Annotated in this window: 19 protein-coding genes; 9 read left to right on the top strand and 10 right to left on the bottom strand. The window is 66.2% G+C overall.

What is annotated here, in order from left to right; translation table 11 throughout:
* Positions 1-181: 181 nt before the first annotated feature.
* From J2T47_RS26115 to gabP, 3 genes are all read right to left on the bottom strand, one after another.
* The gene (locus tag J2T47_RS26115; protein WP_253453225.1) at positions 182-418 is read right to left on the bottom strand and encodes a hypothetical protein; all 237 of its coding nucleotides are present in this window, start codon (positions 416-418) and stop codon (positions 182-184) included.
* An 838-nt stretch (positions 419-1,256) separates the two neighbouring features.
* Entirely contained in the window at positions 1,257-2,261 is a 1,005-nt protein-coding gene (locus J2T47_RS26110) for a GlxA family transcriptional regulator (protein WP_253453241.1), read from the bottom strand.
* Positions 2,262-2,324: 63 nt separating this feature from the next.
* A complete protein-coding gene (gene gabP, locus J2T47_RS26105; RefSeq protein ID WP_253453223.1) occupies positions 2,325-3,737 on the bottom strand; it encodes a GABA permease in 1,413 nt (470 codons plus the stop codon).
* Between the two features lie 308 nt (positions 3,738-4,045).
* On the opposite strand from gabP, the gene J2T47_RS26100 reads away from it, so the two are divergent.
* Positions 4,046-4,705, top strand: a complete 660-nt coding sequence (locus tag J2T47_RS26100; RefSeq protein ID WP_253453221.1) for a glutathione S-transferase family protein — start codon at positions 4,046-4,048, stop codon at positions 4,703-4,705.
* Between the two features lie 168 nt (positions 4,706-4,873).
* On the opposite strand, the gene J2T47_RS26095 is transcribed toward J2T47_RS26100, so the two are convergent.
* Both J2T47_RS26095 and J2T47_RS26090 read right to left on the bottom strand, forming a co-directional pair.
* Positions 4,874-6,367, bottom strand: coding sequence for an aldehyde dehydrogenase family protein (locus J2T47_RS26095; protein ID WP_253453219.1), 1,494 nt, complete (start codon positions 6,365-6,367; stop codon positions 4,874-4,876).
* A gap of 383 nt (positions 6,368-6,750) precedes the next feature.
* Positions 6,751-8,424, bottom strand: coding sequence for an MFS transporter (locus J2T47_RS26090; protein ID WP_253453218.1), 1,674 nt, complete (start codon positions 8,422-8,424; stop codon positions 6,751-6,753).
* 491 nt (positions 8,425-8,915) lie between these two features.
* On the opposite strand from J2T47_RS26090, the gene ccsA reads away from it, so the two are divergent.
* From ccsA to peaD, 5 genes are all read left to right on the top strand, one after another.
* Positions 8,916-11,096 carry a cytochrome c biogenesis protein CcsA gene (gene ccsA, locus J2T47_RS26085; RefSeq protein ID WP_253453239.1) on the top strand — a complete coding sequence of 727 codons (2,181 nt, stop codon included), beginning with the start codon at positions 8,916-8,918 and terminating at the stop codon, positions 11,094-11,096.
* A 197-nt stretch (positions 11,097-11,293) separates the two neighbouring features.
* Positions 11,294-12,865, top strand: a complete 1,572-nt coding sequence (gene peaA, locus J2T47_RS26080; RefSeq protein ID WP_253453215.1) for a quinohemoprotein amine dehydrogenase subunit alpha — start codon at positions 11,294-11,296, stop codon at positions 12,863-12,865.
* A 76-nt stretch (positions 12,866-12,941) separates the two neighbouring features.
* Complete coding sequence (gene peaB / locus J2T47_RS26075) at positions 12,942-14,372, top strand: quinohemoprotein amine dehydrogenase maturation protein (RefSeq protein WP_081516648.1); 1,431 nt, start codon at positions 12,942-12,944, stop codon at positions 14,370-14,372.
* A 1-nt stretch (position 14,373) separates the two neighbouring features.
* Positions 14,374-14,697 (top strand): quinohemoprotein amine dehydrogenase subunit gamma, encoded by a 324-nt coding sequence (qhpC, locus tag J2T47_RS26070; RefSeq protein WP_015477047.1) that lies wholly within the window; start codon positions 14,374-14,376, stop codon positions 14,695-14,697.
* Between the two features lie 44 nt (positions 14,698-14,741).
* Entirely contained in the window at positions 14,742-15,875 is a 1,134-nt protein-coding gene (gene peaD / locus J2T47_RS26065; RefSeq protein WP_253453213.1) for a quinohemoprotein amine dehydrogenase subunit beta, read from the top strand.
* 82 nt (positions 15,876-15,957) lie between these two features.
* Here the strand turns inward: peaD and J2T47_RS29285 are convergent, their stop codons facing one another.
* On the bottom strand, positions 15,958-16,095 hold the full coding sequence (locus J2T47_RS29285) for a PSPA7_2676 family Cys-rich small protein (protein WP_277873433.1): 138 nt from the start codon (positions 16,093-16,095) through the stop codon (positions 15,958-15,960).
* A gap of 337 nt (positions 16,096-16,432) precedes the next feature.
* On the opposite strand from J2T47_RS29285, the gene J2T47_RS26060 reads away from it, so the two are divergent.
* The gene (locus tag J2T47_RS26060) at positions 16,433-17,239 is read left to right on the top strand and encodes an SDR family NAD(P)-dependent oxidoreductase (protein WP_253453212.1); all 807 of its coding nucleotides are present in this window, start codon (positions 16,433-16,435) and stop codon (positions 17,237-17,239) included.
* Positions 17,240-17,526: 287 nt separating this feature from the next.
* On the opposite strand, the gene J2T47_RS26055 is transcribed toward J2T47_RS26060, so the two are convergent.
* The 4 genes from J2T47_RS26055 to pbpG all read right to left on the bottom strand — a co-directional run bounded on the left by J2T47_RS26055 (position 17,527) and on the right by pbpG (position 21,091).
* On the bottom strand, positions 17,527-18,093 hold the full coding sequence (locus J2T47_RS26055; RefSeq protein ID WP_253453210.1) for a TetR/AcrR family transcriptional regulator: 567 nt from the start codon (positions 18,091-18,093) through the stop codon (positions 17,527-17,529).
* Between the two features lie 198 nt (positions 18,094-18,291).
* Positions 18,292-19,425 (bottom strand): thiolase family protein, encoded by a 1,134-nt coding sequence (locus tag J2T47_RS26050; RefSeq protein WP_253453208.1) that lies wholly within the window; start codon positions 19,423-19,425, stop codon positions 18,292-18,294.
* Between the two features lie 18 nt (positions 19,426-19,443).
* Positions 19,444-19,983 (bottom strand): PaaI family thioesterase, encoded by a 540-nt coding sequence (locus J2T47_RS26045; RefSeq protein WP_437181017.1) that lies wholly within the window; start codon positions 19,981-19,983, stop codon positions 19,444-19,446.
* A gap of 175 nt (positions 19,984-20,158) precedes the next feature.
* Positions 20,159-21,091: a D-alanyl-D-alanine endopeptidase gene (gene pbpG / locus J2T47_RS26040; protein ID WP_253453206.1), complete on the bottom strand. Its 933-nt coding sequence runs from the start codon at positions 21,089-21,091 to the stop codon at positions 20,159-20,161.
* Positions 21,092-21,592: 501 nt separating this feature from the next.
* Here pbpG and J2T47_RS26035 point away from each other — a divergent pair.
* Entirely contained in the window at positions 21,593-23,272 is a 1,680-nt protein-coding gene (locus J2T47_RS26035; protein ID WP_253453204.1) for an AMP-binding protein, read from the top strand.
* A 51-nt stretch (positions 23,273-23,323) separates the two neighbouring features.
* A complete protein-coding gene (locus tag J2T47_RS26030) occupies positions 23,324-24,340 on the top strand; it encodes an AraC family transcriptional regulator (RefSeq protein ID WP_253453202.1) in 1,017 nt (338 codons plus the stop codon).
* Positions 24,341-24,367 lie beyond the last annotated feature (27 nt).

Raw genomic sequence — 24,367 nt, 5'->3', positions numbered from 1 at the left:
AGTCTCCTACCGTCTGGCTTGCAGAAGCGGGTCTTGTCCCTCCACCCCCGACAGGTTCCTACCCTAACGCCATACAAGCGGGCCATGCCCGCGACCCGCCGGCAGGGCCGGCGTTTTGTCTTGCTCTGGTATTGCAGGTTTGTTGCGTTGGATTGGGTGTTCCAGCGCCGCTCCACCCATCCTACGACCGCAGTCTGTCGGCAGCGGTGTAGAGATGGGCAGAGTCGTCCGCGAGGTATTGCAGGCAGGAGAAGACGCCGGCCAGCACCTCCGAAGAAGGATTCCCATGATCGCCAATGCCGGAGAGGAAACCGAGCATTTGGCGCAGCGCGTGATGGCGGCCGTCGGCGGCATCCCGTAATGACAGTGCGGTGATGTCGTCGTTCAGGTGGAGCAGGGTGGGTGCGGCGAAGGTCATGGATTGCATCTCTTGAGATTTGAGTGACCGCGCCCCGACGCCAATCAGGGTGGGCGGACCGTACAGGTTGGCGTACCGTCAAGAGAAAACGGCGCATCCGAAGATGCCCTGCACGGCCCTCCCATAACGCGGGTGCAACCATGCGAGGAGCTGAACCAAGGTTCATGCACCTTCTCTTGAACGGGACGCCAATCCCGTCTGCCCATCTGGGGCAGCGGGGCAACGGTAGGGACTCGGGTAGCGGGTGTCAATCGGACGCGTCCGGCTCCGTCGTGCAGGAGCGGGCCATGCCCGCGATCCGCCGGTAGCGCCGGCGTTTTCTTTTGCTCCGGTGCTGCCGTTCTGCTGCCTTGGCTTGGGTGTTCCTGCGCCGCTTTGGTGTGCGCTCAGGCTTTCTATTTCGCCCCCTCGGGCGACCTTCTTTGGCAAACGACCCAAAGAAGGCAAAGGTCTTGCCCCGGACATCCGGTTTTTCGCTTAGGCGAAAAATTCCCTCGTTGCAGCGAAGTTTCAGGGGCACGCGTCGAAGGGCCATCCCTGGCCCATCGCCGCTCTCGCGGCATCCATGCCGCTCAACCCCTGAAACTCCGCTTCAACGAGGCCTCCTGAACGGGGCAGTCGGCATGCGCGGATGTTTCGCTGGAAATCTTCTGCAAAGCCAAAGCCAGACACGTAGGGCGCATAACCCGGAACGGGTTATCCGCCGATTACCTTGCGGCGGATAACGCTGGCGCGTTATGCGCCCTACGAACCGAGCTAACTTCTGGGGGGCGTAAGGGCTCTTTGTAGGACCGAGGGGGACGCCCAGTCCTTGCTCGCGAACAGCCCAACGTCTGTCCTACACGGTTCGCTGCGCCTTCACGCAACCAAAGCGGGCTTCCTTTGACGGCGAGTAGCCATAGAACGACGTGTAGCACTTGCTGAAATGGCTGGGCGAGACGAAGCCGCAGGCCAGGCCGACCTCGTACATCGGCAGGCTGGAATGCTGCAGCAGGCGGCGGCTTTCGGTGATGCGCAGCTCCAGGTAATAGCGCACCGGCGTAGTGCCCAGTTGCTCCTGGAACAGCCGCTCGATCTGCCGTTTCGAGCGGCCTACGTAGCGTGAAAGCTGGTCCTGGTTCAGCGGCTCCTCGATGTTCGCGCTCATCAGGTTGATCGCCTCGCGCAGCGGCTCGCTGAGCTTCTCGTGCAGTGCCGGGCGGGTGCGGCGGAAGCGCGATTCCTCGAAGGCGAGGATGTCGACGATGGCGTCCACCAGTTCGCGGCCATGGCGGGCGTTGATCCACTCCAGCACCAGGTTGAAGGCACCGGTCGGGCTGGCGGCGGTGAGGCGGTCGCGGTCGGCCTGGTAGCTCTCGCTGGTGACTTCGCTGTGCCGGGCGATTTCCGCCAGCGCCGCGCGGTTCTCCGGGTGGATGGCGCAACGGTAGCCATCCAGCAGGCCGGCCTGGCCGAGGAACCAGGCGCCGTTCCACAGGCCGGCGAGGGCGATGCCCTTGTCGGCGGCTGCCTGTAGCAGGCGGGTCAGCTCCGGGATGGCGCGCAGGTGAGTGCGCAGGCCGCCGCAGACCACCAGCAGGTCCAGCTCGGCGAGCTGCGCCGACGTCAGTGTGGCGCCGGGGCAGATCACCAGACCGAGGTCGCTGGTGACGGATTCGCCGTCGAGGCTGAAGGTCTCGGTGGCGAAGGTCTGCGTGCGGATCAGGTTGGCCGTGACCAGTGTGTCCAGCGCCTGGGTGAAGGCGGGCAGGGAGAAGTGTTCCAGCAGCAGGAAACCCACCCGTGCGAGGCGGCCGGGCTCCCTGGAATCTCCGTCGAGGTAGCGCAGGTTGCGGCCCTGCATGGCCCCACTGAACTGGCGGCGTTCGACCAATCGGCACCTCGTCTGCGTGGGTTGGTGACCGGCTCAGCCGCGCACGGCGCGACGGCCGAGGGCGGATGGGGCGTGGGGCGAACTGCGCCGGCTGGTCTGGCTGAGCAGGATGATGATCACCGTCAGCGCCAGGGTCGAACTCACCTCGATGCGGTGCGTCGGCATGATGAACATCACCGCGAGGATGAAGCTGATGATCCCGATCACCAGCCAGGTCAGCCAGGGGAACAGCCACATGCGGAAAACCAGCTGGTGGTTGCGCCGGCGCAGGATGCCGCGCATGCGCAGCTGCGACACGGCGATGGCGAGGTAGACCAGCAGGGCGATGGAGCCGGAGCTGGCCAGCAGGAACTCGAACAGCCGCCCGGGCGCGAAGAAGTTGAGCAGGGTGGTGAACATGCCGATCAGCGTGCTGGCGATCACTGCCGCGCGCGGCACGCCGGCGGCGGAGGTGCGCTGGATGAAGGCCGGCGCATCGTGGCGCCGGCTCAGGGAATAGATCATCCGCGAGGCGATGTACACCGAGGAGTTCAGGCAGCTGGCCACGGCGACCAGCACTACCAGGTCCATCAGCAGTTGTGCGTTGGGGATGTGCAGCAGCTCCAGCGCGCGCTGGTAGGAGCCGATCTCCACCAGACGCGGATCGTCCCACGGCACCACCGAGATGATCACCAGGATCGACAGCAGGTAGAACACGCTGATGCGCCAGATCACCGAGCGGGTGGCCTTGGCGATGTTTCGGCTGGGGTCGCTGGATTCGGCGGCGGCGATGGTCACTGCCTCGGTGCCGATGAAGCTGAACAGTGTAGTGATCAGCGCGCTGAAGATGGCCGTCCAGCCATTGGGCATGAAGCCGCCGTGCTCGTGCATGAGCTTGCTCAGGCCGCTGGCCTCGCGCCCCGGCAGCAGGCCGAACAGCGCGGCGGCGCCGAGGCCGATGAAGGCGACGATGGCCACCACCTTGAGCATGGCGAACCAGAATTCGAATTCGCCGTACTTGGCGACGCTGAACAGGTTGGTGACGGTGAGCAGCAGTGTCATCGACAGGGCGAACACCCAGGTCTCGACCTGCGGGAACCAGTTGTTGAGGATCACCCCGGCGGCGATGGCCTCGATGGGGATGACCAGCACCCAGAACCACCAGTACAGCCAGCCGATGGTGAAGCCGGCCCAGCGGCCGATGGCCTGGTCGGCGTAGGCGGAGAAGGAGCCGGTATCGGGGCTGGCCACGGCCATCTCGCCGAGCATGCGCATCACCAGTACCACCAGCAGTCCTGAGAGCGCGTAGGCAACGATGGCGGCGGGGCCGGCGGCGGCGATGGCGTGGCCGGAGCCGACGAACAAGCCGGCGCCGATGATTCCCGCGATGGAGAGCATGGTTACGTGACGGGGCTTGAAGCCCTGCACCAGATCGCCATTGGCGCCTTTTGCACTGGGAGCACTCATCTGTCGGCCTTTTATTGAAATTGTTATCCAGGGCGCGGTGACGCGTGGCCGGGTGCGGCAATGCGCTTCACGCGGGGCTCAAGCTAAGGCACCGGGTGGGCGGCGAGTTGCTCGAAATCGCCGTGGGCATGACCAAAAACGACATGGACGGCTGCTGGCATGGTGGCGATGGGCCTCTCTGGAACGAGGGTTCCGTACGCATCGAACGGCCTTGCGCGGCGGCCCGATCGGATCGGCGGTCATGCTCGCTTCGCCCGCCGGCATTCGGGTCTAGGCTGAGTACTTTCGTCTGCCTCAGGTGACCCGCCATGTCCCTCATCCTGTTCGGCCATCCGTTTTCCTCCTACACGCAGAAGGTGCTGATCGCCCTCTACGAGAACGCCACGCCCTTCGAGTTCCGCGGCCTCGGCCCGGATGAGCCGGAGAACGGCGCGCACTGGCTGCGCCTGTGGCCGATTGCGAAGTTTCCGGTGCTGCTGGACGGCGAGCACAGCGTCGCCGAGACCAGCATCGTCATCGAGTACCTGCACCTCAAGCATCCCGGCCCGGTGCGCCTGCTGCCGGACGATCCGCTGAAGGCGCTGGACGTGCGCTTCCTCGACCGCTTCTTCGACTGGCACGTGATGACTCCGGTGCAGCATGCCGTTCTGGGCGCCATGAGCGGCGAAGCAGGCAAGCGCGCCGAAGGCCTGGCCCATGCGGTGAGCAAGCTGGAACTGGCCTATGCCTGGCTGGAGGAGGAGCTGGCCGGGCGCACCTGGGCGGCTGGTGACAGCTTCAGCCTCGCCGACTGCGCCGCGGCTCCGTCGCTGTTCTATGCGGACTGGACCCATCCCATCGGCGACCAGTACCCGACGCTGCGTGCCTACCGCTCGCGCTTGCTGGCGCGTCCGTCCTTCGCCCGCGCGGTGGAGGAGGCGCGACCGCACCGGCCGCTGTTCCCGCTGGGCGCGCCGGATCGGGATTGAGGGCAAAAAAATCCCCCGTGCGCTGCCGCGACCGGGGGATGCAAGACCCGCGCAGGGGGACCGCGCGGGCGAGGTAGACAGGTTGGTTCGATACCGGCGTGAACCTGTAGCAGCGGGCCACGCCCGCGATCGCGCGCAGGGCGCGCTCCTACAGGTCAGCTACATCACTTACAGGCGGATCAGCACCGATTTCAGTTCGGTGTAGTGCTCGATCGCGGCGGCGCCCATTTCGCGGCCGACGCCGGACATCTTGAAGCCGCCGAAAGGCAGCGCCGGGTCCAGCGCGCTGTGGCAGTTGACCCACACCGAGCCGGACTTGATGCGCGGCACCATGCGGTGCACCGCCGCCAGGTCGTTGGACCAGATGCTCGCGCCCAGACCGTAGGGGCTGTCGTTGGCCCGGCGCAGGGCGTCCTCGATGTCGTCGAAGGGCATGGCGACCAGCACCGGGCCGAAGATTTCCTCCTGCACCAGCGGGTTCTTCTGGTCGACGTCGACGATCACCGTGGGTTTGACGAAGTAGCCGGGGCCGAACTGTTCGCCGCCGCAGGCGATGGTGGCGCCTTTGCCTCGGCCCAGTTCGATGTAGTCGAACACGCGCTTCTGCTGCTTGGCGGAGATCAGCGGGCCCATGTCGATGCTCGGGTCCAGGCCATTGCCCAGCTTCATGCCGTTGGCGATGCCGGAGATGTCGGCGATGACGTTGTCGAAGTGCTTGCGCTGCACGTACAGGCGCGAGCCGGCGCAGCAGACCTGGCCCTGGTTGAAGAAGATCGCCTGGGCAGCGCCGGCGGCGGCGGTGGCAAGGTCGGCGTCGGCCATGACGATGGTCGGCGACTTGCCGCCCAGCTCCAGGGTCACGCGGGTCATGTTGTCCATGGCTGCCTTGCCGATTTCCTTGCCCACCGGGGTGGATCCGGTGAAGGTCAGCTTGTCCACCAGCGGGTGGTGCGAGAGGGCGGCGCCGGCGGTGATACCGGTGCCGGTGACCACGTTGAACACGCCGGCCGGGTAGCCGGCTTCGAGCACCAGCTCGGCGAGCTTCAGCGCGGACAGCGGGGTTTCGTCGGCCGGTTTCAACACCACGCTGCAGCCGGTGGCCAGCGCCGGGCCGAGCTTCCAGCAGGCCAGCAGCAGGGGGAAGTTCCAGGCGACGATGGCGCCCACCACGCCGATGGCTTCGCGGCGGATGTAGCCGTGGAATTCGCCGTCGGGCATCAGCGGCATGGACACGTCGACCGTAGTGCCTTCGATCTTGGTGGCATAGCCGGCCATGTAGCGCAGGAAGTCGATGGCCAGCTGCACGTCCATCACGCGGGCGACGGCGGCGCTCTTGCCGTTGTTTAGGCACTCCAGCTCGGCCAGCAGGTCGGCGTCGCGTTCCATCAGGTCGGCGAGCTTCCACAGCAGGTTCTGCCGCTCGCGCGGACGGGTGCGGCTCCAGGCGGAGTCATCGAAGGCCTGGCGCGCGGCGCGCACGGCGCGGTCGACGTCGGCGGGCGTGGCGGCCGGCACCTGGCAGAGCACTTCGCCGGTGGCCGGGTTGCGCAGGTCCATCAGGGCGTCGTCGCTGGCGGAGGTCCAGTCGGCGCCGATCAGCATCTTCGGGGCGCGCTGCAGGAAGGCGCGGGATTCGGGCTTGATGGGCAGGGAAGCGAGCATTGCGGTGGCCTCTTGTTGTCTGTTCGTGCTCCCGGTCCGGGAGGTGCTGAGGCGAACATCGCAACGGCTGTGCCAAGGCTGGTGGTTTATCTCAATTTATTGAATTTAAAGGATTTAAATGAAATTTTCGGCAAGCGGAAATACAGCCGCTGTCGCATTGTGCGACAGCGGCTGAGACGATCCTGGCTTGTTTTCAGATGAGAGTTCGGAGCTGGGCGCTCCCTCTCCCCAGCCCTCTCCCTGAAGGGAGAGGGAGCCGTCCGGCGTCCGACAGCTCCACAGAGTCAGCCGGCGAGCTTCGGGATGTCCGGCAGCTCAGGACAGTCCCCTCTCCCTTAAGGGAGAGGGTTAGGGAGAGGGGCTCTCTGGCGAGGCACAACCCGTCAGTCGGTAATCTCCCGATCCTTGGTCTCCGGCAGGAACAGGATGCCGAGGATGGCCGTCATCACCGCGATGACGATGGGGTACCAGAGGCCGTAGTAGATGTCCCCGGTGGCCGCCACCATGGCGAAGGCGACGGTGGGCAGGAAGCCGCCGAACCAGCCGTTGCCGATGTGGTAGGGCAGCGACATGGAGGTGTAGCGGATGCGTGTCGGGAACAGTTCCACCAGCCACGCGGCAATCGGCCCGTAGACCATGGTCACGTAGATCACCAGCACGGTCAGCAGCACCAGCATCATCAGGTGGTTGATCTTCGAAGGGTCTGCCTTCTCCGGGTAGCCGGCCTCCTTCAGCGAGGCGGCGAGCTGCGCGGTGAAGACTTCCGATTGCACCTTGAACTCCGCCGCCGGCATGCCGGCCCCTTCGAAGCTGGCGATGACCTTGTCGCCGATGTGCACCTGGGCCATCGCGCCGCTCTCGGCCTTGAGGTTCTCGTAAGGGATGGCGCGCTTGGCCAGCAGGCTCTTGGCCATGTCGCAGGAGCTGACGAATTTCGCCTTGCCCACCGGATCGAACTGGAAGGAGCAGGCGTTCGGGTCGGCGACCACGGTCACCGGGTTCTTCTCCTGGGCGGCGAACACGTCCGGGTTACCGTACTGGGTCAGGCCGTGGAAGATCGGGAAGTAGGTCAGGGCGGCGAGGATGCAGCCGGTCATGATGATCTTCTTGCGGCCGATGCGGTCGGACAGGCTGCCGAAGAACACGAAGAACGGCGTGCCCAGCAGCAGCGAGCCGGCGATCAGCAGGTTGGCGGTCTGCGCGTCGATCTTCAGCGTCTGCAGGAGGAAGAACAGCGCGTAGAACTGCCCGGTGTACCAGACCACGGCCTGGCCTGCGGTGCCGCCGAGCAGCGACATGATCACCACCTTGAGGTTGTCCCAGCGGCCGAAGGATTCGGTCAGCGGCGCCTTGGACGCCTTGCCTTCCTCCTTCATCTTCAGGAACACCGGCGACTCGGAAAGCTGCAGGCGGATGTACACCGAGACGATCAGCAGCAGGATCGACAGCAGGAAGGGAATCCGCCAGCCCCAGGCCTCGAACGCCTCGTTCCCCATCACCGTGCGGCAGGCCATGATCACCAGCAGCGAGAGGAACAGGCCCAGGGTCGCGGTGGTCTGGATCCACGAGGTGAAGAAGCCGCGCTTGCCCTTGGGCGCGTGCTCGGCGACGTAGGTCGCCGCGCCGCCGTACTCGCCACCCAGCGCCAGGCCCTGCAGCAGCCGCAGGGTGATGAGGATGATCGGCGCGGCTACGCCGATGGTGGCGTAGGCGGGCAGCAGGCCGACTATAGCGGTGGAGACGCCCATGATGATGATGGTGATGAGGAAGGTGTGCTTGCGCCCGATCATGTCGCCCAGGCGGCCGAACACGATGGCGCCGAAGGGCCGCACCGCGAAGCCGGCGGCGAAGGCCAGCAGGGCGAAGATGAAGGCAGTGGTTTCATTGACCCCGGCGAAGAAGTGCTTGGCGATGATCGCCGCCAGGGAGCCGTAGAGGTAGAAGTCGTACCACTCGAACACCGTACCCAGGGACGAGGCAAAGATGACCTTGCGCTCCTCCTTGGTGATCCCGCTGTGAGGAGCGTTGCCCGCGGCCGGGCTGTATGTCTGCGCCATGTTCGTCTCCGTCTTGTTGTTGTTTTGGGCCGGAGTCCCTCGATTTTCCGTTACCGCACTCGAGCCCAGGGCTGATGTCAGGTCGTACGGATTGCGCAAAGCTTGAAAACAGGCGGCCTTGCGAAAGGCCGCAAGGTCACCTGAAAGCATAATCGTTCTCACGTATTCGGCCACTCGCCGAACCCGGCAAAGCCACGGCTGGCGCGGATTGGCGCCTGTTCTGGACAGATCGGTCGAGGCAAGGTGTCTGGCTGGCGCCTCGTTGATGGGCACTTCCTCGCGAGAGAGACGTGCAATTAGACCATCGTCTATAACGGTCAGGGCTGTCTCAGACTGCTACAGCTGTCGCGATCTGCCACGAGTCCTTGGCTGCGGAGTGCGCGTAGCCTGCTGTTTCGCAAGGACTTTTCCGACTGGCACGCAACGTGAAGCGCTCGGGGTTTCGCCCTGCGCCACGTCGGCGCTGCACAAGGAGGCCTGGCTTGAAGAGGATGCACCTGTCGTTGCCGTGGATCGCGGGGTTGGCCGCCGCGTTGACCTGCCTGCTGTTGTGGCTGCTGCCCGGCGTGGGCAACGCGTTGCTCTGGGGGCTGGCGGGACTGATTGTCTTTGGCGCCATCCGCCAGGAGTGGCGCGCGCCGGCCTGGCCGCTGGCTGTCGGCGCGCTCTGTGGTGCCTGCCTGGCGCTGGGGCTGCACCTGGTCGCCGACCACTTCCAGTTGCGCTACGCGTGGCTCTACAGCAGCGCGGCGCTGCCGGCCTACCTGAAGTTCTCCAACCTCTGGGGCGGTGACGAGGGCACGGTGCTGCTGCTGGGCACCTTCTGCATGGCCATCGCCCTGAAAGGAGCCTCGCTGCCGGGCTGGGCCGGGCGCGGCATGGCGCTGATCGCCGCCTGGTACGTCGCCACCGCCGCCTGGCTCGGGCCCTTCAGCGCGACGCCGGCGGACTGGCTGGCGGCGCAGCCGAGCCAGGGCATGAACGCCCACCTGCAGACCTTCTGGATGTCCCTGCATGCGCCGCTGATCCTCTGCGCCTACGCCTGGGTGCTGGCGCCTGCCGGTGCCGCGCTGGAAGCGCTGGGGCGGGGCGGCCACGCCTACGCCTGGGTGATGCCGCGCTACAGCCGCCGCGCCTGGCTGATCCTCAGCGCCGGCATAGGCGTGGGCATGGCCTGGGCCATGGAGGATTTCACCTACGGCCAGCTGTGGCACTGGGACCCGGTGCAGACCTCGGCCTTCATCATCTGGGCGCTGCTCGGCGCGGTGCTGCACGGTGCCCGCCGCTGGCGTGCGGATGGCTCCTACGCACGCCTGTTGCCGGCGCTCAGCCTGCTGGCGGCGGCCATGGCCTGTGGTGCCATGGCGGTGACCCGCAGCACGGTGCTCGCCAGCTCGCACCGCTACATCGGCACCACTTCCTGGCTCAGCCACCTGGCTTTGGCGGCGATCCTGCTGGCGCTTGCGGCATTTTACCTGCTGGCCGGGTGGCGCTCGCGCAAGGGGGCAGGGCGACGTCGTGGCGCTTCGGACTGGACGCTGGACGTGGCCATCTACCTGTTCGCCGGCACCGGGCTGTTGGCCCTCGGTGCGCTGCTCCAGGCGCATCTCTACGAGTGGCTGGGGATGGAGCGGCCGAGCGAGCTGAAGCCGTTCTTCGAAACCCTGACCGCCTGGGCCACCACCGCCGAGATGGACAGCCTGCGCCGCGCCTTCGACCAGTGGGACGTCAACGGCTACAGCCTGGCGCATTGGGTGGTGCCGCTGCTGGCGGCGCTCGGCCTGATGGGCGGCTACAGCTTCCTGCGCCGTTGCGGGCGACCCCGGCTGGCTTTGCTGGCGACCCTGCTGATGGCGGCCGTGATGCTCTGGACCGGCTGGCACGGCGGTTGGCTCAACGACAGCTACAACGGCGACGGCATGCTCTCGCAGAACATCGTGCGGGTGCTGCCGTGGCTGGATGCGGCGCTGCTGGGCGGCGCCTTCCTGATGGGCAGCTGCCTGCTCTGGGGCCTACTGACGATGTGGCGTAGCCGGCGCCTCGGCAACCTGCGCTACAGCGGCGGGCTGGCGCTGGTGCACGGCGGTGCGGTGATCGCGCTGGTGGGCGGGCTGGCCGCCACGGCGCTGAACAGCTACCAGCAGATCAGCATCCCGCCGGGCACTTCCTTCGAGCAGTGGCACGCGGTGATCGGTGGACTGCAGATGCGCGTCTCGCCGGATGCCAGCCGCCCGGATTTCTCCGGTTACCACGCGGTGGCCAAGGTGGAGCTGCGTGACGGTGACCGCACCTTGGCCGGCCACGCGCTGTTCCAGGACAGCCGCGGCAACCCGCCGGCCTACCAGGGCCCGGTGCGCCAGCTCTGCGAAATCCTCGACTACCACTACGCGCGCTTCGCCTCGGACCGCGGCTACGTGCTGCATCCGTTCATTGTCCGCGGCTGGAGCGGCGACCTGCAGATCTGGGTGCCGGCTTCGGCCCGTCTGCTCAAACAGCCCGGCGACGACATCGAGAGCGTGGTGGTGGTGCGGCGCTTCCCGTTCCTCTCGCTGGTCTGGGTCGGCCTGCTGACCATGCTGTTCGGCGCCTTGTTGCTGCCGGCGGGCGGCGCTTTGCGCCAGCCGGACCATACTGCTTCGCAGGGTGTCTCACGGGCCCTGTCTCAGAGTTAGACAGCAATCGCGAAATGTGACGACGCCAGCCCGGTGTCCTCTGCCGGGCGTGCCTGCAAAGTCCGCCGAAAGCCTGATTCGGCGGGGTTTGCGCAGTAGTGGCACACAACCTGCAAAACCGCTTTCAAGAGCTCGCTCTTAGCCCATCGGTGGGCGCGAATAACCAACAAGAATACCGAGGAGGCCTGACCTTGAAGATGACACGACTTCGGCACTATCTGGGTGCCGGAACCCTGGCCGCACTGGCCCTTGCGCTCCACCAGACGGCCCAGGCCGCACCCGAAGGCCAGGCGATCATCAACGCCAAGTGCCAGGCGTGCCACACGCCCGAAGGCAACAATTCCCTCAGCCGCATCAGCCACCAGCGCAAGACCCCCGAAGGCTGGCTGATGAGCATCGCCCGCATGCAGGTGATGTACGGCCTGAAGATCACCGACGAGGAACGTCGCTCGGTGGTCAAGTTCCTCGCCGACAAGCAGGGCCTGGCGCCCAGCGAGACCGAAGGCGTGCGCTACGCCCTCGAGCGCCGGCTGAACACCGTCGAGAAATTCGATACGAACTTCGAGCAGATGTGCGCGCGCTGTCACTCCGGTGCGCGCATCGCCCTGCAGCGCCGCCCGGCGGCGGAGTGGGAGAAACTGGTGAACTTCCACCTCGGCCGCTGGCCGTCGCTGGAATACCAGGCCCTGGCCCGCGACCGCGACTGGTTCGACCTGGCGAAGAAAGAGATGGTCCCGGAACTGGCCAAGCGCTACCCGCTGGACAGCAAGGCCTGGTCCGACTGGCAGAAGAACCGGCCCAAGGCCGAGTCGCTGGCGGGTGCCTGGAGCTTCGCCGGGCACATGCCGGGCAAGGGCGACCTGGCCGGCAGCATGAACGTGAGCAAGGACGGCGACGACGCCTTCAAGGTCAGCGTGAAGGGCCAGTACGCCGACGGCTCGCCGTTCAGCGGCGAGGGCAGCGCAGTGCTCTACAACGGCTACGAGTGGCGCGGCGCGGTCACCGTCGGTGACGTCACCATGCGCCAGGTGTTCGCCGCACTGAATGGCCAGATGCAGGGCCGCATGTTCGACAAGGCCCACGATGAGCGCGGCCTGGACTTCGTCGCGGCGAAGGACGGCACCAGCCATGTGCTGGGCGTGCAGCCGGCCTACATCAAGGCGGGTGCGGAGACCGAAGTCAGCGTGGTCGGCACCGGCCTGAAGGGCAAGCCGTCGTTCGGCAAGGGCGTGGAGGTGCTGTCGGTTGTCTCCGAGACGCCCGAGCGCGTGACCGTCAAGGTCAAGACCAGCGATGGCGCTGCTGTTGGCGAGCGTGACGTCAGCGTCGGCACCGCCAAGGGCGGCAGCCTCGCGGTTTACAAGGACATCGCCGAAGTGAAGGTGGTGCCGGAGTTCTCCATCGCCCGCATCGGCGGCAATGGCGGCTCCACGCCCAAGGTCCAGGGCAGCTTCGATGCCGAGGCCTGGGGCAAGGGCGCCGACGGCAAGCCGTTCCGCATCGGCGTGTTCCCGGCGCAGTGGTCGGTCGAACCTTTCGATGATCGCGCCAAGGAAGACCAGGACGTGAAGTTCGCAGGCGCGATGGACGCCGCCACCGGCATCTTCACCCCCGGCGACGCCGGCCCGAACCCGGAACGCAAGATGATGACCAACAACGCCGGCAACCTGAAGGTGATCGCCGCGGTGGACGACGCCGGCCAGCCGCACAAGGGCGAAGGGCACATGATCGTCACCGTGCAGCGTTGGAACAACCCGCCGATCCCGTAACCGTCGGTATCGGATGAACTGAGCGCGTGAGGCCCACCCGAGGGTGGGCATAACAAGAAAGTTCCGGGAGGTCGCCATGGGCGCCATCTTGAATCTGGTCGAACGCAACCTGCATGAAGTGCAGGTCGACGCCGACCGCCTGTTGTTCCACATCCCCAGCTCCTCGCTGTTCGCCAGCGACGAGCTGACCGGCGGGATCATCGACGCGCTGCGCGGGCATGCCTGCTCGCCGGACGAGCTGACCCAGCGCCTGGCCGGGCGTTTCGCTGCCGAGGATATCGACGAGACCCTGCGCGAGCTGATCGCGCTGGAGCTGGTCAGCGACGGCTCGCCGCTGACCCCTGAAATCGGCATCAAGAAGGTTGACCGCACCGCGCTCAACACCGTGGTGCTGAACGTCAACACCGGCTGCAACCTCAGCTGCACCTACTGCTACAAGGAAGACCTGGACAAACCCTCCGCCGGCAAGAAGATGGGCGCGGAAACCGCCGAGGCCTCGGTGGAAATGCTGATCCAGGAATCCCCCGACGAGCAGCGCTACACCGTGGTGTTCTTCGGCGGCGAACCGCTGTCCAACCGCCCGCTGATCGAGCACATGGTCGCGTACTGCGAGCGTCGTTTCGGCGAACTGGGCAAGACGGTGGACTTCGTCATGACCACCAACGCCACGCTGCTCACCGAGGAAATCGTCGACTGGCTCAACGCCCATCGCTTCGGTCTGTCCATCAGCATCGACGGACCGAAGACGGTGCATGACCGCAACCGCATTACCGTGGGCGGGCAGGGCACCTATGACGTGGTGCGGCGCAAGGCCGACATGCTGCTGTCGCGCTATACCGCGCGGCCGGTTGGCGCGCGGGTGACCCTGACCACCGGCGTCACCGACGTCGAGACCATCTGGAACCATCTGTTCAACGAGATGGGTTTTGCCGAAGTCGGCTTCGCCCCGGTCACCTCGGGCGACATCAGCAGCTACAACCTCACCACCGATGAGCTGAAGGCAGTCTTCGCCGGCATGAAGGCCCTCGGCCGCCGTTACCTGGACGAGGCGCTGGAAGGGCGCAACATCGGCTTCTCCAACCTGCACCAGCTGATCACCGATATCCACGAAGGGCAGAAGAAGGCCCTGCCGTGCGGTGCCGGCCTGAAGATGCTGGCGGTGGACCACAAGGGCGAGCTGAACCTGTGCCACCGCTTCACCGGTTCTTCGCTGCCGACCTTCGGTAACGTGCATGAAGGGGTGAAGCAGGCCGAGCTGAACGAGTTCCTCTCCCAGCGCCTGGACCGCACCGACACCGGCTGCGCCAGCTGCCATATCCGCAACCTCTGCTCCGGCGGCTGCTACCACGAGAGCTACGCGCGCTACGGCGACCCGGCACACCCCACCTACCACTACTGCGAACTGATGAGGGACTGGGTCGACTTCGGCATCGAGGTCTACAGCCGGATCATGGCTTCCAACCCCAGCTTCATCGACCGCCACATCACTCCGCGGAAGGCGCACTGACATGAAACATCTGAAAGCGATCAACACCAAAGCACAGAAGCTCGAACAGGCCGCCGCCGAGGATCGCATCGAGGACGTGGTGGCGATGAACTCCGTGGCCGGCTGCGCGGCGACCACCGACCCGGGCTGGGAAGTCGACGTGTTCGGCGGCGTGTCCTCGCTCTGCCAGCCGATGGAAGCGGACCTCTACGGCTGCTCCGACCCTTGCTGGTGGCCGGCCCAGGTGCCGGACATGATGAGCACCTATCCCGACTGGAACAAGGATGCGCAGGCCTCGGCCGAGAACTGGCGCAACCTCGGCACCGTATTCCCGGACGACAAATGATCGGCCCAAAGAGCATGGACCAGAAGAACAAGAGGAAACCCTGCATGTCCAGAAAAGCATTCGCCGCCGCGCTCGGCGGCCTCTCGCTGGCCTGCGCGCTGCAAGCTCTCGCCGCCGACGCCGGCGCAGACGTGAGCAAGGCGCTGGAAAGTGGCCACGAGTACCTGATCAGCACCAACTACCCGAACAACCTGCACGTCATCGACATGCAGACCGACAAGCTGTTCAAGACCTGCACCATCCCCGGCGCCTACGGCCCGGGCATGACCCAGCTGTCGCCGGACCGCAAGACCGTCTACATCCTCAGCAACCACTACGCGGACATCTACGGCATCCAGCTCGATGACTGCAAACCGGTGTTCCACGCCACCATCGCGCAGAAGCCGGGCGAGAACGCGCGGGCGATGTTCTCCATGACCGTCAGCCATGACGGCAAGGAGATCTACGCCATCGCCAACCCGACGCTGATCCTTGCCGAGCACTACGAGGTGCAGCAGCCGCGCCTGCAGGTCTATTCCGTCGCCGACGGCATGGACGCCAAGCCGGTGCGCACCTTCCCGGCGCCGCGCCAGCTGACCATCATGCAGAGCGGCGACGACGGCACCCTCTACGTGGCGGGCCCGGACATCTACAAGGTGGACGTGAAGACCGGCAAGTTCGACGTGGTGATCCCCAGCCGAAACTGGAAGCGTCCCAACTACGCGCCGCCAGATGTGCTCTACGTGTGGAACCAGCAGACCTACCCGCGTGACTTCTCGCTGCTCTACACCACGGCGAAGTTCAAGGACGCCAAGCAGGACCCGGCCACGGCGGACTTCCTGTATGGCTTCTTCAACATCGACCTGGCCACCGGCAAGACCGAGACCGTGGATTTCGGCCCGGTCACCGAGGTGTACTTCAGCGGCATCCGTTCGGCCAAGGACCGCAACATCATCTACGGCGTGCTCAACCGCCTGGCCAAGTACGACATCAAGGAGCAGAAGCTGGTCAAGGCGGCGAACCTGGACCACTCCTACTACTGCCTGTCGACCAACAAGGCCGGCAACAAGCTGTACCTGACCGGCACCCTGAACGACGTGGCGATCTTCGATGCCGACAGCCTGGAGCGCATCGGCGACCTGAAGCTGCCCGGCGGCGACATGGCGATCACCACCAGCCAGGCGTTCGTGGCCAACTGATTCGTGGCCCGCTGACCTTCACGCAGCGACAGCAGAATGCCCGGAGCACGCAGGTGCTCCGGGCATTTTCTTTGGGCCGGCCTCAGATTTCCGGCTCGGGACTGAGATACCGCTGTGCACCGCAGCGCGCACAGCGCTGGCAGAGCATCGGCACGCGGCCGACTTCGGTCAGATTCCCTTCATCCCAAACACATCCCAGGAAAAAGCAGCGCAATCGCATGTGTCCTCCTCCGGATCGCTCCGGTGCGTAGACAGGCAGCAAGGTGCAGGTGACGCTCCGGGATTGTTCTTGTGTGGAGACGTCCGCGAGCCTCTCGCGGGCGCTCTGGAATGGGCAACCTAAACTGCCGGATGGCGTCCGCCGCCCGCCGCGCAAGGCTTGCCAGCGACTTCCTGGCCGTTCGTCAGCACCGCAGGGAGGGCCTTGACAGATAATATGATAGGCATAATATTCGCAATCAGATGACGGCCATAATTCAAGTGGCCGGACATTCCAGACGGCCACCCGGCCCACCCAATCCTGCAAGCGGGGCGAGCGCCTCCCTGGAGAAAGAACCATGAATGCCAAATCCGAACTGGGCCGCGCACTGATCACCGGTGCTTCCTCCGGCATCGGCGCCACCTACGCCCAGCGCCTTGCCGCCCAGGGCTACGACCTGCTGCTGGTGGCCCGCGACCAGCAACGCCTGGAGGCCCTGGCCGCGCGCCTCGGTGAGGAATACGGCGTCTCGGTGGATGTGCTGAAGGCCGACCTGACCCGCCGCGAAGACCGCGCCCGCATCGAGGCCCGCCTGGCCGAGGACGCCAGCCTCAGCCTGCTGCTGAACAACGCCGGTGTGGCGCTCAACGGCACGCTGCTGGAAACCGACCTGGACCGGCTGGAAAGCATGATCGAACTCAACGTCATCGCCACCGCGCGGCTGGCCGGCGCTGCTGCCAAGGCCTTCGCCGGGCGCGGTCGCGGCACCATCATCAACGTGGCCTCGGTGCTGGCCCTGGCACCGGAACTGTTCAACGGCAGCTACAGCGCCACCAAGGCCTTCGTGCTCAACCTGACCCAGTCCATGCAGCAGGAACTGGCACCGCTGGGTCTGCGCATCCAGGCCGTGCTGCCGGGCGCCACCCGCACCGAGATCTGGGACCGCGCCGGCACCGATATCTCCGCACTGCCGGCGGAAATGCTGATGGACGTGAACCACATGGTCGATGCCGCCCTGGCCGGCCTGGCCCAGGGTGAAGTGGTGACCCTGCCGGCGCTGCCGGATGCGGGCGAATTCGAAGCCTTCACCGCCGCGCGCCTGAAGATGGCGCCGAACCTGTCGCGCAGCGCCCCGGCGCAGCGTTATGGCGTGGCGCTGGCTTGATCGGGTAACTGAGTGGCGAAAAGCTTGCCCCGGCCTTGTGCCGGGGCTTTTTTATGCGGGTTTGAAATGGCGTGGACGCTTTTCGTAGGAGCGAGCTTGCTCGCGAACCCGCAAGGCACGGTGCTGGGCGATTCGCGAGCAAGCTCGCTCCTACAGTCAGACTCCAGCGCTAGCAGGAGCGTAGGGCGAATAACCTGGAACAGGTTGTCCGCCGGCCCTTGAACGGCGGACAACGCTGGTGCGTTATGCGCCCTGCGAAAGCGCCACATGCGCCGGCTTTGGGAGGCTTACTCCGCCGCGCCGATCTCGCGCTTCAGGTGCCGGCGGGTGCTTTCCAGGATGCGGTCGGACAGCTGCGGATCAGCCACGCTGCGCGACAGCACCAGCGCACCGATCAGGGTGGCGAGCAGGGCCACGCTCTCGTCTTCGGCATGCTCGGTCGGCAGCGCCTTTTCGATGGCGTCGATCCGCGCCTGGACAATGGTGTCGGTGGTGCTGCTGGCATGGCCGCGCGCGCCCAGTTCGGCGGAAATGGTCGGCAGCGGGCAGCCCTTGCCGGGCGTGTTGCGGTGGCCGGGGGAGAGGTACTGGTCGATGAAACCAGGCAGTGGATCGGCCTTCTCGAACTGCTGGTCGACGACCGGGCGCAACTGCTCGGCGGCCTGCTGCAGGGCGATCTCCACCAGCTCGTCCTTGGACTTGAAGTGCGCGTAGAAGCCGCCGTGGGTCAGGCCCAGCGCCTTCATCAGCGTCTGCAGGCCGGTGGCGTCCACGCCCTCGCTGCGGAAGCGCTGCGCCGCCTCGTTGATGATGCGTTCGCGGGTCTGGGCCTTGTGGTCTTCGGAGTAACGCATGACCGGTCTCCTGCGGATCATGGAATGCTGGATGTCATTCTAACGCAGGGCGGGCGCGGTAGGTGATTCAGGGCAGACAGGGCATGCGCTCAAGGATGATCGCGGGCAGAGTCACCCCCCTGTAGGAGCGGGCCATGCCCGCGATCGCGCGCATGGCGCGCTCCTACAAGGATCGTCGTAGGGCGTACCGCCCTACGATTAACGAACGGCTTCGAGCAAGGTCGCCACACCCTGTCCGCCGCCGATGCACTGGGTCGCGATGGCGTAGCGCCCGCCGGTGTCCTTCAGCAGCGCCGCCGCCTTGCCGGTGATGCGCGCGCCGGTGGCGCCCAGTGGGTGGCCGATGGCCAGGGCGCCGCCGTGCAGGTTGACCCGGTCGCTATCCAGCTCCAGAGCGCGCAGGCAGGCCAGCGCCTGGCTGGAGAAGGCCTCGTTGATCTCCACCAGGTCGATGTCGGCCATGCGCAATCCAGCGCGATCGAGCAGCTTGCGGGTGGCGTAGAGCGGGCCCATGCCCATGATTTCCGGCGGGCAGCCGACCACGGCGACGGCCTTTACCCGCGCCAGGATGTCCAGCCCGTTGGCGCGGGCGAAGTCCTCGCTGCACACCAGTACGGCGGCCGCACCATCGGTGAGCGGCGAGGCGGTGCCGGCGGTGACGCTGCCGCCGAAGGCCGGCTTGAGCTGCGCCAGCGCTTCCAGGTTGGTGCCGGGGCGGATGCAGCCGTCCTCGCTGACCACCCCATTGGGCGTGTCGATGGGCACGATCTCCGCCGCCAGCAGGCCCTGCTCGCGGGCGCGGGCGGCCTTGGCGTGGGAGTCCACGGCCATGGCTTCCTGGTCCGCACGGGAGATGCCAAAGCGCTCGGCGACTATCTCGGCAGTCTGCCCCATGGGCATGTAGGCCTGGGGGAACTCCGCCAGCAGGCGCGGGTTGGGCGAGAGGTTGAAGCCGCCCATGGGGACGCGGGTCATGGATTCCACGCCGGCGCAGATGAAGGCATCCCCCGCGCCAAGCTGGATCTGCCCGGCAGCGAAGTGAATGGAGGTCATGGACGAGCCGCAGAAGCGGTTCACCGTGGCGCCGGCCACGGTTTCCGGCAGCCCGGCGAGAAAGCCGGTGATGCGCGCCAGGTTCATGCCCTGTTCGGCCTCGGGGTAGGCGCAGCCCATGATCAGGTCCTCGATCAGCCGGGCGTCGAGGCCGCTGCGCGCAACCAGCCCTTTCACCGTCTGCGCGGCGAGGTCGTCCGGGCGCACGTCGATCAGCGCGCCCTTCTTGGCGAAATGGAACGGGGAGCGGGCATAACCCGCGATGACGACAGAAGTCATGGTCGGTCTCCTGAGGGATCAGCGCCCGAGGATCAGGCAGGTGGTGGAGCCGGTGGCGTAGAGCCGGCCATCCACGTCGTAGAGGCGGCCTTCGGCCAGGGCGGTGGAGCGACCGATGTGCACCAGGGTGCCTTCGGCGCGGATCGGCCCGGTGTCGCGGGTCAGGGCGCGGATATAGCTGATGCGCAGGTCGGTGGTGGTGTAGCCCAGCCCCGGTTCGAGCATGGTGTGCACCGCGCAGCCCATGGCCGAGTCCAGCAGGGTGGCCGCATAGCCGCCGTGCACGGTGCCCAGTGGGTTGTAGTGGCGCATGTCCGGGGTGCCCTGGAAGATGAAGCGACCCTGGCCCCATTCCAGCGGAACGAAGCCGATCAGCGCATTGATCGGCGGGGCGGGCAGCTCGCCAGCGCCAATGCCGTCGAAGAATTCCCGGGGCGTCTTGCCGCGCAACTCCTGCAACGACACCACGCCGGGCTCGGCGAGGCGTTGGCGCATCTGCGCGGCCGCCGCTTCCCAGGCGGCCATCTTCTGTTCACGGGTGAGGGTCAGTTCGGTCATCGCAAGGCTCCGGCAATCGAATATTACGGTCGTCATACTAGCATTGAATGATGATCGGCATATAAGTGGCGGAAGCGCCATCCAGCAGGACTGAAGCGACAAGCAGATGAAGAGAAAGGAGAGGGGACGAGGAGGGCGGCTGGCGGAGCGGACTCCGCCAGCGCGGGGGAGGAGCTTACTCGGCGGTGGCCGTGATGTTGGCCGCGCGCGCCTGGCTGCGCTGGGCCTTGTACTGCAGGGCGACGGCGGGCACCGGCGAGGCGACGCCGGTTTCCACCCAGCGGCGGATGCGCGCGGCGTCGGCCACGTGGGTGCGCTTGCCGAAGGCATCGAGCAGGGCCAGGGCGACCGGACGGCCATTCATCATGGTGACCATTACCAGGCAGTGGCCGGCGTCGTTGGTGAAGCCGGTCTTGGTCAGGCGGATGTCCCACTTGCCGGCGCGCACCAGCGGGTTGGTGTTGAAGAAGCTCAGCGAATAGCTGGGCTTGCTGAAGCGCGCGTCGCTGGTGGCCGTGGTGCTCAGCTGACGGATCTGCGGGTAGGTGTAGGCGGCCTTGGCCAGGCGGATCAGGTCGTTGGCGTCGGAGACGTTGTGGATCGACAGGCCGGTGGGCTCGACGTAGTGGGTGCTGGTCATGCCGAGGGATTTCGCCTTGGCGTTCATCGCCGCGACGAAGGCCTTCGAGCCGCCCGGGTAGTTGTGGGCGAGGCTCGCGGCGGCGCGGTTCTCCGAGGACATCAGGGCCAGCAGCAGCATGTTCTGGCGGCTGATCATGCTGCCCAGGTGGACGCGGGAGAACACGCCCTTCATCTCGGCGGTCTCGGAGATGTCCACGGGGATCAGCTCGTTCATCGGCAGCTTGGCGTCCAGCGTGACCATGGCGGTCATCAGCTTGGTCACCGAGGCGATGGGCACTACCAGGTTGGGATTGCTGGAATAGAGGGTCTTGCCGTTCTCCAGGTCGACCACCAGGGCGCTGCCGGAAGCGAGCACCAGCTCCCTGGGGGAAGCCGCCTTGGCGGTGGAGGCAGCAAAAGTGTTCGATGAACAGACAACAGCGGCACAGGCAAACAGCAGGCTCAGTATCGAACGACGACTAGTCATGGACGGGATTCGCAAGCGTGAGTGGGAATGTATCTACATCCATGTAGGCATTTTCGGCGAATTCTAATGCAAGGTCCGCCATAGCGCACGCGGCGCGGGGCGTCTCAGATTGCGACAGATTGAGACGCGGCGCTGCCCGCTGCGCAGAAGCCGTAAGCCGTGCTGGCAGTCGCGGCGCGGCAGCTTGCCTGAGCTGTTGCGAAATGCAACCGCAAGCGCTTCCCTCAGATCGGCTTAAAACCTTCTCAAAGCCCCGCCGTATATGGCGTTCAGGACGGATGGCACGCTTTGTGACTGACTATCCTCCAATGAGCGGAGACGCCCGGCCCGGCCTGTCGCCGATAGTCAGGGTTGCGTTTACCTTTACGTTAACGTAAACATGCTTCGCAGCCCGCGACCGGCCAGTCAGTCCGGCGGGCAGGTTGGTCCCCGGTGTCTGACACCGCTGCCCGGGCCGATCGTTCAGCGTTGATCCCAGAACAAGCACAACAAGGGAAAGCCATGAACCACCTGAGTTACACCCGCGGTCCGCAGGACAAACCCCTGCTGGCCATGACCGTCGGCGCTGCCTTCGACGCCACCGTCGAGCGTTTCGCTGCGCGTGAGGCGCTGGTCGTGCGTCACCAGAACCTGCGCTACACCTGGGCCGAGCTGGCCGAGGTGGTCAATGGCATCGCCCGCGCTTTCCTCGCCCTCGGCCTGCGCCCCGGTGACCGCATGGGCATCTGGGCGCCCAACTGTGCACAGTGGTGCATCACCCAGTTCGCCAGCGCCAAGGTCGGTGCCGTGCTGGTCAACATCAACCCGGCCTACCGGGTCAACGAACTCGACTACGCGCTCAAGCAGTCCGGCTGCCGCTGGCTGGTATGCGCCGACTCTTTCAAGTCCTCCGATTACCACGGCATGCTCGCCGACCTGCTGCCCGAACTGGGGCAGGGGCGCCCGGGCGAGCTGTCCAGCGACCGCCTGCCGGAGCTGCGCGGGGTGATCAGCCTATCCGACAGCGCGCCATCCGGCTTCCTGCGCTGGAGCCAGCTGGAGCCACTGGGGCGTGGCATCGCCGCCGCCGAACTCACCGAGCGCCAGGCTCTGCTGCAGTTCGACGAGCCGATCAACATCCAGTACACCTCCGGCACCACCGGCTTCCCCAAGGGCGCCACGCTCAGCCACTACAACATCCTCAACAACGGCCTGATGGTCGGCGACAGCCTCGGCCTCACCGAGCACGACCGCCTGGTGATCCCGGTGCCGCTGTACCACTGCTTCGGCATGGTGATGGGCAACCTCGGCTGCCTGACCCACGGCTCCACCATGATCTACCCCGCGCCCAGCTTCGAGCCCGAGGCGACCCTGGCGGCAGTGGCGGAAGAGAAGGCCACCGCGCTGTACGGCGTGCCCACCATGTTCATCGCCGAGCTGGACCACCCGACCCGCCGCGACTTCGACCTGTCGAGCCTGCGCACCGGCATCATGGCCGGCGCCACCTGCCCGATCGAAGTGATGCGCCGGGTCATCGATGAAATGCACATGGCCGAGGTGCAGATCGCCTACGGCATGACCGAGACCAGCCCGGTGTCGCTGCAGACCGGCCCGGAGGACGACCTGGAAACCCGTGTCACCACGGTCGGTCGCACCCAGCCGCACCTGGAAAGCAAGATCATCGACGCCGACGGCCGCATCGTCCCGCGCGGCACCATCGGCGAACTCTGCACCCGTGGCTACAGCGTGATGCTCGGCTACTGGAACAACCCGCAGGCGACCTCCGAGGCCATCAGCCCGGCGCGCTGGATGCTCACCGGCGACCTCGCCGAGATGGACGAAGCCGGCAACGTGCGCATCGTCGGGCGCAGCAAGGACATGATCATCCGCGGCGGCGAGAACATCTATCCGCGCGAGATCGAGGAATTCCTCTACACCCACCACGCCGTGGCCGACGCCCAGGTGATCGGCATCCCCGACGAGAAATACGGCGAGGAACTGGTGGCCTGGGTCAAGTTCCACCCCGGCCACAGCGTCGCCGAGGACGAGCTGCGCGCCTTCTGCAAGAACGCCATCGCCCACTTCAAGGTGCCGCGCCACTTCCGCTTCTGCGACGAGTTCCCGATGACGGTGACCGGCAAGATCCAGAAGTTCCGCATGCGCGAGATCAGCATCGAAGAGGTGCGCAGCCAGCGTGGTTGATCGCTCGACGCCGGCCTGCGCCTTGGCGCGCGCCCGGCTTGCCGGGGCGCCATGGGCGTAGAGAAGGGCACCATCTCCATCCGCCTGGTCAGCGAAGCGCTGGCCGAGTTTCGTCGCGCCGGCCGCGACGACGGTCCGCTATTGGCCGGCGCCGGCATCGCCCTGGAGCTGTTCGGCAAACCCTACGCGCGGGTCTCCAGCCAGGCCTACGCGCGGCTCTGGCTGCGCCTGGCGAAGGAAATGGACGACGAATTCTTCGGCATGAACGCGCGACGCATGAAGTCCGGCAGCTTCAACTTCATGACCGCCGCGGCGGTGCGCGAGCCGACCCTGGAAGCGGCGATGAACGCCGCGCTGCGCTTCATGGGCCTGGTGTTCGACGACTTCAGCCCGCGCCTGACGCGCCAGGAAGGCTTGGCCGCCATCGTCCTCGACGAACCCGAAGGCCCGGCGCCGCGCGCCTTCTGCTACTTCACCCTGTGGCTGATGCTGCACGGCCTGGCCTGCTGGCTGGTGGGGCGGCGGATTCCGGTGCTGGCCATCGAACTGCGTTGTCCGCAGCCGGACTTCATCGCCGACTACCGGGTGATGTTCACCGAGAACCTCAATTTCGCCCGCCGCCAGTCGCGCCTGCTGTTCAATGCCGAGGTGCTCGATCTCCCCGTGCGCCGTGACGAACGCGAGCTGCGGCGCTTCCTCGGTGGCGCGCCAGCGAACATCCTGGTGCGCTACCGCGACCCGCAGAGCCTCGCCGCGCGCACCAAGGCCTACCTGCGCAGCCTCAAGTTCGAACGCTGGCCGGACCTCGACGCCCTCGCCGGGCACTTCTACATGGCGCCCTCGACCCTGCGCCGCAAATTGGCGGCGGAAGGGCAGTCCTACCAGGCGCTCAAGGACCAGCTGCGCCGCGACCTCGCCATCGCCCGGCTGGACAGCGGCGACGGCAACTTCGCCGACCTGGCCGAGGAGCTGGGTTTCGCCGACACCAGTGCCTTCTACAAGGCCTTCCGCAAATGGACCGGATCGACGCCCGGACAGTACCGCGCGCTGATCCGCCAGGAGCCCTGAAATTTAAGGCCCCGGCTCAAGTAGCCG

Origin of the sequence: Pseudomonas nitroreducens, from assembly GCF_024170165.1 — a bacterium.
In the GTDB taxonomy this organism is placed as follows: Bacteria; Pseudomonadota; Gammaproteobacteria; order Pseudomonadales; family Pseudomonadaceae; genus Pseudomonas; species Pseudomonas nitroreducens_C.
Note: the sequence above shows the minus strand (reverse complement) of the source record. Positions and strands in the feature narration are given on the sequence as shown.

Excerpts from the sequence above, each read along its gene's own strand:
- J2T47_RS26035 (WP_253453204.1), top strand. The coding sequence starts at position 21,593 with ATGAACCACCTGAGTTACACCCGCGGTCCGCAGGACAAACCCCTGCTG.
- gabP (WP_253453223.1), bottom strand. The coding sequence starts at position 3,737 with ATGAGTGCTCCCAGTGCAAAAGGCGCCAATGGCGATCTGGTGCAGGGC.
- J2T47_RS26050 (WP_253453208.1), bottom strand. The coding sequence starts at position 19,425 with ATGACTTCTGTCGTCATCGCGGGTTATGCCCGCTCCCCGTTCCATTTC.
- J2T47_RS26095 (WP_253453219.1), bottom strand. The coding sequence starts at position 6,367 with ATGCTCGCTTCCCTGCCCATCAAGCCCGAATCCCGCGCCTTCCTGCAG.
- J2T47_RS26030 (WP_253453202.1), top strand. The coding sequence starts at position 23,324 with ATGGGCGTAGAGAAGGGCACCATCTCCATCCGCCTGGTCAGCGAAGCG.
- ccsA (WP_253453239.1), top strand. The coding sequence starts at position 8,916 with ATGCACCTGTCGTTGCCGTGGATCGCGGGGTTGGCCGCCGCGTTGACC.
- J2T47_RS26100 (WP_253453221.1), top strand. The coding sequence starts at position 4,046 with ATGTCCCTCATCCTGTTCGGCCATCCGTTTTCCTCCTACACGCAGAAG.
- J2T47_RS26110 (WP_253453241.1), bottom strand. The coding sequence starts at position 2,261 with ATGCAGGGCCGCAACCTGCGCTACCTCGACGGAGATTCCAGGGAGCCC.
- peaD (WP_253453213.1), top strand. The coding sequence starts at position 14,742 with ATGTCCAGAAAAGCATTCGCCGCCGCGCTCGGCGGCCTCTCGCTGGCC.
- peaB (WP_081516648.1), top strand. The coding sequence starts at position 12,942 with ATGGGCGCCATCTTGAATCTGGTCGAACGCAACCTGCATGAAGTGCAG.
- J2T47_RS26115 (WP_253453225.1), bottom strand. The coding sequence starts at position 418 with ATGACCTTCGCCGCACCCACCCTGCTCCACCTGAACGACGACATCACC.
- peaA (WP_253453215.1), top strand. The coding sequence starts at position 11,294 with ATGACACGACTTCGGCACTATCTGGGTGCCGGAACCCTGGCCGCACTG.
- J2T47_RS26060 (WP_253453212.1), top strand. The coding sequence starts at position 16,433 with ATGAATGCCAAATCCGAACTGGGCCGCGCACTGATCACCGGTGCTTCC.
- J2T47_RS26045 (WP_437181017.1), bottom strand. The coding sequence starts at position 19,983 with ATGACCGAACTGACCCTCACCCGTGAACAGAAGATGGCCGCCTGGGAA.
- pbpG (WP_253453206.1), bottom strand. The coding sequence starts at position 21,091 with ATGACTAGTCGTCGTTCGATACTGAGCCTGCTGTTTGCCTGTGCCGCT.
- J2T47_RS26090 (WP_253453218.1), bottom strand. The coding sequence starts at position 8,424 with ATGGCGCAGACATACAGCCCGGCCGCGGGCAACGCTCCTCACAGCGGG.
- qhpC (WP_015477047.1), top strand. The coding sequence starts at position 14,374 with ATGAAACATCTGAAAGCGATCAACACCAAAGCACAGAAGCTCGAACAG.
- J2T47_RS29285 (WP_277873433.1), bottom strand. The coding sequence starts at position 16,095 with ATGCGATTGCGCTGCTTTTTCCTGGGATGTGTTTGGGATGAAGGGAAT.
- J2T47_RS26055 (WP_253453210.1), bottom strand. The coding sequence starts at position 18,093 with ATGCGTTACTCCGAAGACCACAAGGCCCAGACCCGCGAACGCATCATC.